The following is an 8,682-nucleotide window of genomic DNA, read 5'->3' on the forward strand; positions in this document are numbered from 1 at the left end:
GAAGAATGGGGAGCTTCGGAACCGCCTCGGCGATTCTGACGTAATGGTTGATGACTTCCTTCTGGGAAAGGTCCGTGAACCAGGGAGTCAAGATGGACACTGCGTCAACCCCAATGTCCTGCGCCATCTTCGTCGTCTCGATGGCCTCCTGCGTGGTCATGGCCGCGGTGCCGGCGTAGACCGGAACGCGTCCCCTGGTCTCGTCCACGACTACCTCGAGGATTCTTTTCTTGCTCTCGAAGGGGAGCGCGAAGAACTCTCCCTGGCTTCCCACTGGGAAGAGGCCGTGAACACCTCCGTCGATCAGGTGGTTGACAAGCTTGCGTAGTGCGCCTTCGTTGAGGGTTCCCCACTTGTCGGTGGGCGTTGCCATGGCAGGGATTATGCCTTTGGCTGCGAACCTGGCCATAAACCCGGACACCTCCAGTTCACTTCTTTATGTAGCTCTTGAGCTCTGCTGTGTACTTCATCCCGGTGTCCACAATCATGCTGATGTCGTTACCGTAGGCGATGAGCCTCATCCCGGAATCGATCCACTTCCTGGCCTCATCCATGTTGTACACGTGGATGCCCGGTGCGACGCCGTGCGCGTTGCAAACCTCGATGAACCGCGCGAGTGCCTCCTGTATCCGCGGATCGTTGCTCTGCCCCGGTATGCCGTAGGATTGAGAGAGGTCTGCGGGGCCGATGAACGCAGCATCGACGCCTGGGACAGACACCAGTTTGTCGAGGTCGCGAATGGCAGTCTCGCTTTCTATCTGGATGACTATCAGAGTCTCGGCGTTTGCGTGACCAAGGTACTCACCGGCAGTCACCTTGGCGAAGGCCGAGTGGGCACGCCGCAGGGCCATCCCGCGCTGGCCCATCGGGTAGTACTTGGTGTACTCGATGATCTGCCGCACTTCCTCGACGGTCTCAGTTTGGGGGATGAGAAGCCCGTCCGCACCCGAATCGAGCGGGCGGGAGAGTGCGAGCCGGGAAAGACCAGTCGTCCTGATGATCGCGGCCATGTCGGTAGCCTTGGAGGCCGCTATCATGTCAGCGACCGTTTCCATGCTGTAGGATGAGTGCTCCATGTCGATGCAGACGTAGTCGAAACCCGCCGTCGCCAGCATCGTGATGATACCAGGGCCTCTAACCTCGGAGATCATCGTCCCGATTACGACTTCGCCATTGGCCAGAGCTTTCTTTACCTTGTTGGGCCTCATGACAACACCTCCCGGTACTCACCGTCAACCTGGTTTTCGCTGTGTTCGTTCTTGAGGTAGCTGATCAGGGTATCCCTGGACACCTGGGTGTGTGCTTGGACAGCCTCCACCGCTCTCTCCACGTCACGAGTGCGGAGAACTTCGATAAGTTCCTCGTGTTGTCTTATAGAACGAAGAGGGTCTCTCCGCAGGAGAGCCGCAACGCTCCTGAAGTAGCTGCACTGTTCCCACAGGTTTCTCAGAAGCCCCTCCAGCCTCGAAGACCCGCATGTTGAGAAGAGGATCTTGTGAAACTTGTCGTCGATCTCCTCGATCTCCGCGAGGTCTCCTGAAGCAACCTTCTCCTTCGCGGTTCTGAGAAGGGACTCGAGGGCCTCGATCTTCCGCTCGAGAGGCTGGCTCATGGCCAGCTTCATTGCGTACCCCTCGAGAACCATCCGGATGTCATATATCTCCCTGATGTCCTGCCACGAAAGCTGAGTGACTTCCGCCCCCCGGAAGGGTTTGACGGTGACAAAGCCCTCCGCCTCTAGCCGCTGTATCGCCTCCCGCACAGGCATCCTACTCACCCCGAGTTCCTCGGCTATCTTGGCCGTCACGAGCTTTTGGCCCGGGGAGAGCCTGGCCTGGATTATGGCCGACTTCAGACTATCGTAGACGCTGCGTTCGACAGTCTTCACTGACTCGAGCCTGGGGAGGACGGCGAACCCGCCCACGCTATTGCCCATGTTCTTGTTGCTCCTAACACTCTTGGATCTTCGCAGTCTTCTCGGCAGACATGGCACTGGCTTGCTGGGACGACACGTCGGCCGTGTGTTGGCGGGATGGGTGCTGCGATAGGATATTGGATCCAATATACTCGTCAAGGATAATACTTCCGCGCACTTTCCAGAATTCCTGCCACGCGGAGAAGATTTTTTCGCCGTCCGGGCTGCGCCCCCAAATACGCTGCCTGGACCCGCTCGTTTGATGTTTCCTGCATTGGAAGTGACGCGAGCCAAGCCATGATCCGTCTATCATCATGAGCCTGGGAGATGAATCCGCCGCAGCTGCTCGCATCGGGTGCAGCTGCGGCAGCCCAGTGCCAATATGGTCGACATGCCAGCGCCTAGATCTTCACGTAGGCCATCGACTCTCCGCCTCGCAGCGATCTCACGGTTATGATGGCGTCCCCGGTCCCGGTAACGGTCCATGAGACTTCCTTGGACTTGGGCTCCGCGTCAAGTGCGCCCCCAAGGAACCCAATGTCGTGGGTAAGGCCGGCGGAACCCTTGGCGAGCGCGATGCCCTCCTCGAGTTCAAGCTTGGCGAACCCCTTCTTGACGATCTTGACCAGCCACGCCTGCTTGAGCGCGTCCGGCAGGAATCCCTCGTTGGTGATGGTCACCTTGATGGTAGATGTGCCGTCATCGTTCTTAGTGACCGAGACGTCCTGGATGGTCACTAGAGGCAGAGATTTCGCCAGGAGTACGTTGAATCTCGTCTGCTTCTCCACGGTGTCCTGCAGCATGGGGCCGGCGGGTGGGTTCTGGGACCAGAACTTCGGATTGAACCCGCCGACTTCAACAGCGCCCAGGGTCGGGTGCTCGACAGGGGTCCAGTTTTGGAAGATCTTGCCCTTGATCTCCTCAATGTTGTCGTTCATCCACAGTCGGTCCAGGTCGTCCTTTTTGCCGTCGTTGTTGTAGTCTTTGACGTACTCCTGGTTGCCCCAGAGTTCATCCCCGTACCAGATAGCGCCGTACTGGAAGTAACCCCAGTCAGGCGAGTGGCCGAACAGGGGGTTGCCTTCGGTGCGGCCCCCGCGTGTCGCATAGTCGAAGTATACGTCACCGGCGTAAGGGTAGGTGGTCAGCTTCCTGCCTTCAGCGTCGAAGTAACTGTAGTAGGCAAGGTCTTCGGGGAACATAGATTCCTCGCTCTTGCTAGTGGACGGGGGCCTCAGGTGCATGGGGACTGCGGTGTCCATGGTCTGCACGATGGAGCAGTTAGGATGGGTGAGAAGGAAAAGGACGAGGCTCCTCATCTCCGGCTCAGATAGAGGATACTCGCCTGCGCCGCTCTGGATCCAGCCCAACCCAGTGGTCTCGGTCATTGGCCGCCAGTTCTCAGGGTAGTTGCGGTGCAGGTCGAGTCCGCCGATGCCGTCCTCGTTGATCCTCCCGTCGCCGTCATTGTCGACACCTTCCGACATGACCAAGTAATCGCCCTTCCCGGCGCCGACCGACCGCATCAATCGGCCGGACGGATCATCTGGGTCTACAATGTGCGTCCCTTTGCCCACCCCGACGAACTGCCGCATCTGCCGGACGAACCCGTCACCGTCGAGGTCCTCGGCGATGTCTTCATCGACCAGCCCATCACCGTCTTGGTCGTATGGCCGCGTCGTCGACCGGAGCGTCTGCACCGTGCACAGGTAGAGTTCGGCGCCGTCTGGGTTTTCCATCGGCCGTACGTAGAACGCTCTTGTGTCCACGAGTTTGGTTATCTCAGGATCTTTCCCGTACTGGGAGAGCAAGGTCCACGCAAAGTGGAGAGCCGCGACCCTCGCGGTGACCTCGCCTGAGTGTCTGTTGCCCCCAACAAACATCGCGGGTTTGTGCTCGGCAGGTCCTGTGGACTTGTTGGTTATTGTCATCTGCCAGATGTCCCGGCCCTCAAAGGACTTACCTGCTGAGTATACGTCGACTAGGCCGGGGTAATCGGTGAGCCACCCGGACATGAGCTCTACAACTTCGTCATACTTGTGGTAATGCTGGGCATCGAACTCCCCCGGAACTAGGGGATGAGTCTCAGGGTAATCGACTTGGAAGATCACGGTGAGTGGACTTCCCGGTACAGCGCCTCTAACCATGAACGGCAGATTGAGAGGAGTTGCAGCAGCGAATGTGGAGACGCCGCTGCTCAGAACCACTGCGATCAACAGCGCACCAAAGCCCACGACCCTTTTCATTTCCTGGTACCCCTCCTAGCGCAAACTAGTGTCCGTTTGTCCGGGTTTGTGCAGGCTGATCTGTAGGGACGACGCGATTCCACTTCCACCTCCCCCGGTCGCTTGCTCATGTCTGGCTGCCTGCATTCTGTTGTTTCGATGCACGCGCCGACATAGCAACGCGACCCAGTCCCGCGCCAGCCAGTTGCCCCACGAGTCGGACTAGTTTTAATATTGTGCATGATTGGTTCAGTTCCTTCCTTCAAAATCCGGCGACCCTCGAGGCTCAGCATCGCCGCGCCCAGCCCACACCTCCAGATACACAGCCTGGGCAGCATCATCGCTGAGAAGAGCCTTGCAGGGTCTCGAGAGCAGGATCCTGCCATTCGTCAAGACGTAGTGGTTATTGGCGATACCGAGGGCACTGAAGGCATTTTTCTCAATCAGCAGCACGGTGGTGCCTTCGCACCGTGCTGTTGCGATGACCCCGAATATCTCCTGCACGAGCAGTGGAACAAGCCCAAGTGCCCCCAGAGCAGTGCAAGCCGAGGCTACAGGGTGCCCTGCAGCTTCGGCTTGCCACATATCATCCCCCAGCGACGTTCGGGGAAGCTCAGCTAGTTCATGTCACGCCTGAGCCGCTGTGACACACAGTGCTAGCTGAGGCCTGCTAGCACCAGCACCACCACCACCAGAGCCACCAGAGGATGACTAGGGCGATGATTACGCAGAGGAGCCACCACCACCACCAGGGCCAGATCGGCTGAGCCTTCTCGACTTCCGCCATTGTGTTTTCACCTCCTCACGGGAACGAGATTACACAGCTGCTTCGGCCAATCGCACGAGAGGGCCGGACCAGGGTCAAGGTCCTGGGCCGCAGTCCTTCGCTTTAAAGGCACCCATGGCTAGCAGAAGAAGATCCACCGGAGGATCCACCAGGCGATAATAAGGGCAATGATCAGACCAATTAGCCACAGGAATCCTGGCCATGGCCACAGCACGAACTTCTTCTTCCCATCTGCCACCGTAGTTTCACCTCCTTGGAGGTTCTGAGGTAACCTGGTCTATGTTATGCCGACTCCAAGAAGCGTGAATGGTCTCCGTGGCCCAATATCAGTCACGGACTGCCTGACGGAATGGGGACTCGCATCCCAGGACACAGCCTTCGCTGTCCACCACGTGAGCAGCTTCTTGGGTCTATGGCAGATATGAGAAAGGCATTAAGCTGGGAATACGATGCACACTGTCACGGAGCCTGTCATAGCATGGGGAAGACCGAGAGACAGCGGCGCCTCTCGAGGCAGTAGAGAATGGAGGAGAATGCGAAAAGATGGCCGATGGTCGCATGGGCGTATACGGCCGTGTGCCCCAATACTCAGAGTGTGTACCCGGGGCGTGGTGGCAGCATCACCGGAATGAGGAGATCTACGACGTACTTCATGACGTCGCTCGCCGGAACCATAAGATCGACGAGATGTACAAGATCCTTCACGATGTCGCGGCCATGACATGGGACATCCGCGCGATGCTGATGTGTCCTCAGATGCAGCCAGCTCCCATGCCAACACTGATCACACCGGTACCTTCCCCCGTGGTCACGCCCTACCCCACGCCAACATGCCCTCCGATGATGCCGGCGTATCCCCCGGCGACACCGGGGTTCCCGCCGGTGACTCCGGGGTTAGGGTAGAAGCCCGAGCCGCGTCTCCTGGGGCGAGGCCGGAGGCCTCGCCCCTGTAGTGCGGCGTCGGCCCGGCGCTTTGCGTTCTCCTGCAGGACCTCAGGGCCCCGCGTTTCCGGAGCTCGACTGTCTGTACATAAGGCTCGAACATGGCGGGAATCAGAAGCCCTGCGGAAGAAGAAGACACTGGAATCGCAGATCGTGACCTCGGCGGATGTCAGGCAATCCAAAGCTGAAGTGTTCCCACCTGTGTCTGGATGGCGGGCTCGCGCTTCTCGCCTTTGACCATGTCGAACCTGGCTATTTGCGCGGCAGGCCCAAGCCCCGGGCAGTCCACCCTGATGTTCAACCTAACCGCGTACCTGACGCGAAATGAGGTCCCCGCCTCTTTCTTCTCAGACTCCGGCTCCACCATGATGATGACGGTGTTGGACCCAGTCGCGTCGAACGGGACCTTCGCCCTCCGGGCACCTTGGCATCCTCCCCTGACCGGCCCCCGATCTGTTCGGGGATGACCATCCATCCTGCCGGGGGTAGTCCTCGGGCCCGGCGGGATCATGAGTTAGATCCCCGCTCAAGTGCTGGGTCGGCTGGTAGAGACCAAGGTTGACCTTATCAGGCCTTTGCTCGGGCATGAGGAATAGCTCAAAGTCAACCATGTCCCCGGGGTTAACGAACACCTCAATCACCAGTGGGCGAACTCCCCCACACACAGCCCCTCAGGGTCCCTGCGGCGAGGGAGTCACGGCGATCTCAGCCCAGTAATGGCCGGCGGGCTGCTGCTGTAACCATGGGAATCAATGGGGCCGGTGAAGTGTTTGTCCGATAGGTTGCATCATTTGCCGCTGTTCTTCGGCCACAAATTCCCTAATGGACTGGAATTCGCATTCGGAGTTCACGATTATGTGGTCAAGGAGGGGAATGCCCATGAGCTCTCCGGCCGCCACGAGCCGCTTGGTAAGGGCGACGTCGCCCTCAGAAGGAGTTGGATCACCTGAGGGATGGCTGTGGAGGAGAATTAGGCCGGAGGCGTTATGAAGCAAGGCGATCTTGAAAATCTCCCGTGGGTGAAGCACTGAGGATTCCAGAGAGCCGCGGCTCACCTCATACACTGAGGACACGCAGGATTTGGCGTCGACAGTGAGGAGGATGCCAACCTCCTGGGCCTCATTATGAAACCCGGTCACTTCGGTGGCTACCGCCACCGCTTCCAGCGGGCCGGTCATCTTGCGATCGAGCTTATGGAGTCCGCTGGGTTCTCGGACCAACTGAACTCGGTAAGTGGCGAGATATGCCTTCACAGCTCCAATCACCTCCTACTCTGGATGATTGGCGTCCCCAACTGCAGTTTCCTTCTCCATATCGCTGGTCCCGAAACGCCTATCTGCATCCAGTTGGGCCAAGAGCAGATGTGAAAACCGCACTAAACTGGGAATATGGCGTACGCTGGCACGGGGCGTGTCACAGCATGAGGAAAGCCGAGAAACAGCCGAGTCTCTCTCGACGCACGAGAGAATGGAGGACAATGCGAAAAGACGGCCGATGGTCGCATGGGCGTATACGGCCCGGTGCCCCAACACTCACAGTGTGCCCGGGGCCTGGTCGCAGCATCGCAGGAATGAGGAGATGTGCGACTTACTTCATGACGTCGCTCGCCGGAACCATGAGATCGATGAGATGTACAAGATCCTTCACAACGTCGCGGCCATGACATGGGACATCGGCGCCATGGTGTGCCGAGTCGCGCCGACAGTTCCCACGCCCACACCTGCGATGCCGCCACCTTCGCCCGTGGTTACTCCCTACCCCACCCCGATGTATCCTGCACCCTCGCCAACGTATCGCCCGTCCACGCCGGCGTATCCCCCGGGCGACACCGGGGTTCCCGTCGGCGACACCGGGGTTAGGGTAGAAGCCCGAGCCGCGTCTCCTGGGGCGAGGCCTCCGGCCTCGCCCCAGGAGACGCGGCGTCGGCTCGGCGCCTTGCGTTCCCTTGCAGGACCTCAGGTCCCCGCGTCTCAGGGGCTCAACTGTCTGTAACTCTCTCAATCCTTCAATGCCTGGAGACCGGACTACCTCCCTGCCTGCGACTCAAGGGTCATTTTCATGTGGGCGATCAGCTTCTCTCCCACAGCGCGAGCATGGGCGGCCGTCTCAAAGAGCGGGTTCACCTGGTTGCCTTTTACACCGACGTAGGCCCAGACTGCGTCTTCCGGCGTGTTTTCTCCGGACTCCTGTATGAACTCAGCCACGGACCGCCCTCCGGCGAATATTTCCCACGCCCGAGTGGGAGAAAGCCGTTCCATGGCATCACTGAGGTATACGTAACAGTCGCGCTCGTAGTCAAATACAATGTCCTCACGCGGCAGGTCGTCCGGCCCGATGAAACCCACAGTAACGCCGTTTGCGTCAACCAACCTCCAAGAGCCGGGCAACTCCGGACCAGGCCACTCCGACTCCTCCGCGGCAGCTAGGCATCTGCACTCGGAACAGCGAGACTCAAGCTCAACCGTGACTCTTCCCCCCTATTGGCGCTGTGTCGTGTGGTTGTCTCCATCGTCTCACATTTTGCTTGCAGTGAACACCAGCACTACTTCATGTGTATCCGCCGTGTCAAGCCAGGTGACTTCCATTAGGAAATCCAATGGAACCTGGACATCGTCTGGATCGTTGCTCAGGTAGAACTGCGTTGACGAAACGGACAGGGGCGTGAACCCGCCGTCCAGTCGGTGTTTGAGTTGACTGACCGGGATGCGATTCTGCCCGTTCTGGGATACGAGATGATCCGTCTCAGCCGCCACGCGCACGATCAAGTCCGATTTCTGGTGTAAAATCCCTCCGGTAGCTGACGGCCGAAATCA

At 59.0% G+C, this 8,682-nt stretch carries 10 protein-coding genes; 1 reads left to right on the forward strand and 9 read right to left on the reverse strand.

All coding sequences use genetic code 11. The annotated features are described in order from the left end of the window. From NUW23_13785 to NUW23_13805, 5 genes are all read right to left on the reverse strand, one after another. The coding region (locus NUW23_13785; GenBank protein MCR4427231.1) for a dihydrodipicolinate synthase family protein at positions 1-409 on the reverse strand (409 nt) is incomplete at its 3' end. Between the two features lie 19 nt (positions 410-428). Then, positions 429-1,208, reverse strand: a complete 780-nt coding sequence (locus NUW23_13790) for an aldolase/citrate lyase family protein (GenBank protein ID MCR4427232.1) — start codon at positions 1,206-1,208, stop codon at positions 429-431. Continuing rightward, the gene (locus tag NUW23_13795) at positions 1,205-1,936 is read right to left on the reverse strand and encodes a GntR family transcriptional regulator (protein ID MCR4427233.1); all 732 of its coding nucleotides are present in this window, start codon (positions 1,934-1,936) and stop codon (positions 1,205-1,207) included. The genes NUW23_13790 and NUW23_13795 overlap by 4 nt, the downstream gene beginning before the upstream one ends. A 380-nt stretch (positions 1,937-2,316) precedes the next feature. Next, on the reverse strand, positions 2,317-4,161 hold the full coding sequence (locus NUW23_13800) for a M14 family metallopeptidase (GenBank protein ID MCR4427234.1): 1,845 nt from the start codon (positions 4,159-4,161) through the stop codon (positions 2,317-2,319). A 228-nt stretch (positions 4,162-4,389) separates the two neighbouring features. Further along, a complete protein-coding gene (locus tag NUW23_13805) occupies positions 4,390-4,725 on the reverse strand; it encodes a hypothetical protein (GenBank protein ID MCR4427235.1) in 336 nt (111 codons plus the stop codon). A 745-nt stretch (positions 4,726-5,470) separates the two neighbouring features. Between NUW23_13805 and NUW23_13810 the strand changes: the two genes are divergently transcribed. Continuing rightward, complete coding sequence (locus NUW23_13810; protein MCR4427236.1) at positions 5,471-5,830, forward strand: hypothetical protein; 360 nt, start codon at positions 5,471-5,473, stop codon at positions 5,828-5,830. A gap of 208 nt (positions 5,831-6,038) precedes the next feature. On the opposite strand, the gene NUW23_13815 is transcribed toward NUW23_13810, so the two are convergent. From NUW23_13815 to NUW23_13830, 4 genes are all read right to left on the reverse strand, one after another. Next, positions 6,039-6,380 (reverse strand): hypothetical protein, encoded by a 342-nt coding sequence (locus tag NUW23_13815; protein ID MCR4427237.1) that lies wholly within the window; start codon positions 6,378-6,380, stop codon positions 6,039-6,041. Positions 6,381-6,618: 238 nt separating this feature from the next. Next, positions 6,619-7,122 carry a JAB domain-containing protein gene (locus NUW23_13820; GenBank protein ID MCR4427238.1) on the reverse strand — a complete coding sequence of 168 codons (504 nt, stop codon included), beginning with the start codon at positions 7,120-7,122 and terminating at the stop codon, positions 6,619-6,621. Positions 7,123-7,893: 771 nt separating this feature from the next. Further along, positions 7,894-8,238 carry a hypothetical protein gene (locus tag NUW23_13825; GenBank protein MCR4427239.1) on the reverse strand — a complete coding sequence of 115 codons (345 nt, stop codon included), beginning with the start codon at positions 8,236-8,238 and terminating at the stop codon, positions 7,894-7,896. Between the two features lie 144 nt (positions 8,239-8,382). Further along, positions 8,383-8,634: a hypothetical protein gene (locus tag NUW23_13830; protein ID MCR4427240.1), complete on the reverse strand. Its 252-nt coding sequence runs from the start codon at positions 8,632-8,634 to the stop codon at positions 8,383-8,385. Positions 8,635-8,682 lie beyond the last annotated feature (48 nt).

The organism is Bacillota bacterium (genome assembly GCA_024655925.1).
Classification (GTDB): Bacteria; Bacillota; DTU025; order DTU025; family JANLFS01; genus JANLFS01.

Coding starts and splice junctions, on each gene's coding strand:
- NUW23_13790 (MCR4427232.1), bottom strand. CDS start 1,208: ATGAGGCCCAACAAGGTAAAGAAAGCTCTGGCCAATGGCGAAGTCGTA.
- NUW23_13810 (MCR4427236.1), top strand. CDS start 5,471: ATGGCCGATGGTCGCATGGGCGTATACGGCCGTGTGCCCCAATACTCA.
- NUW23_13815 (MCR4427237.1), bottom strand. CDS start 6,380: ATGATCCCGCCGGGCCCGAGGACTACCCCCGGCAGGATGGATGGTCAT.
- NUW23_13795 (MCR4427233.1), bottom strand. CDS start 1,936: ATGGGCAATAGCGTGGGCGGGTTCGCCGTCCTCCCCAGGCTCGAGTCA.
- NUW23_13805 (MCR4427235.1), bottom strand. CDS start 4,725: ATGTGGCAAGCCGAAGCTGCAGGGCACCCTGTAGCCTCGGCTTGCACT.
- NUW23_13800 (MCR4427234.1), bottom strand. CDS start 4,161: ATGAAAAGGGTCGTGGGCTTTGGTGCGCTGTTGATCGCAGTGGTTCTG.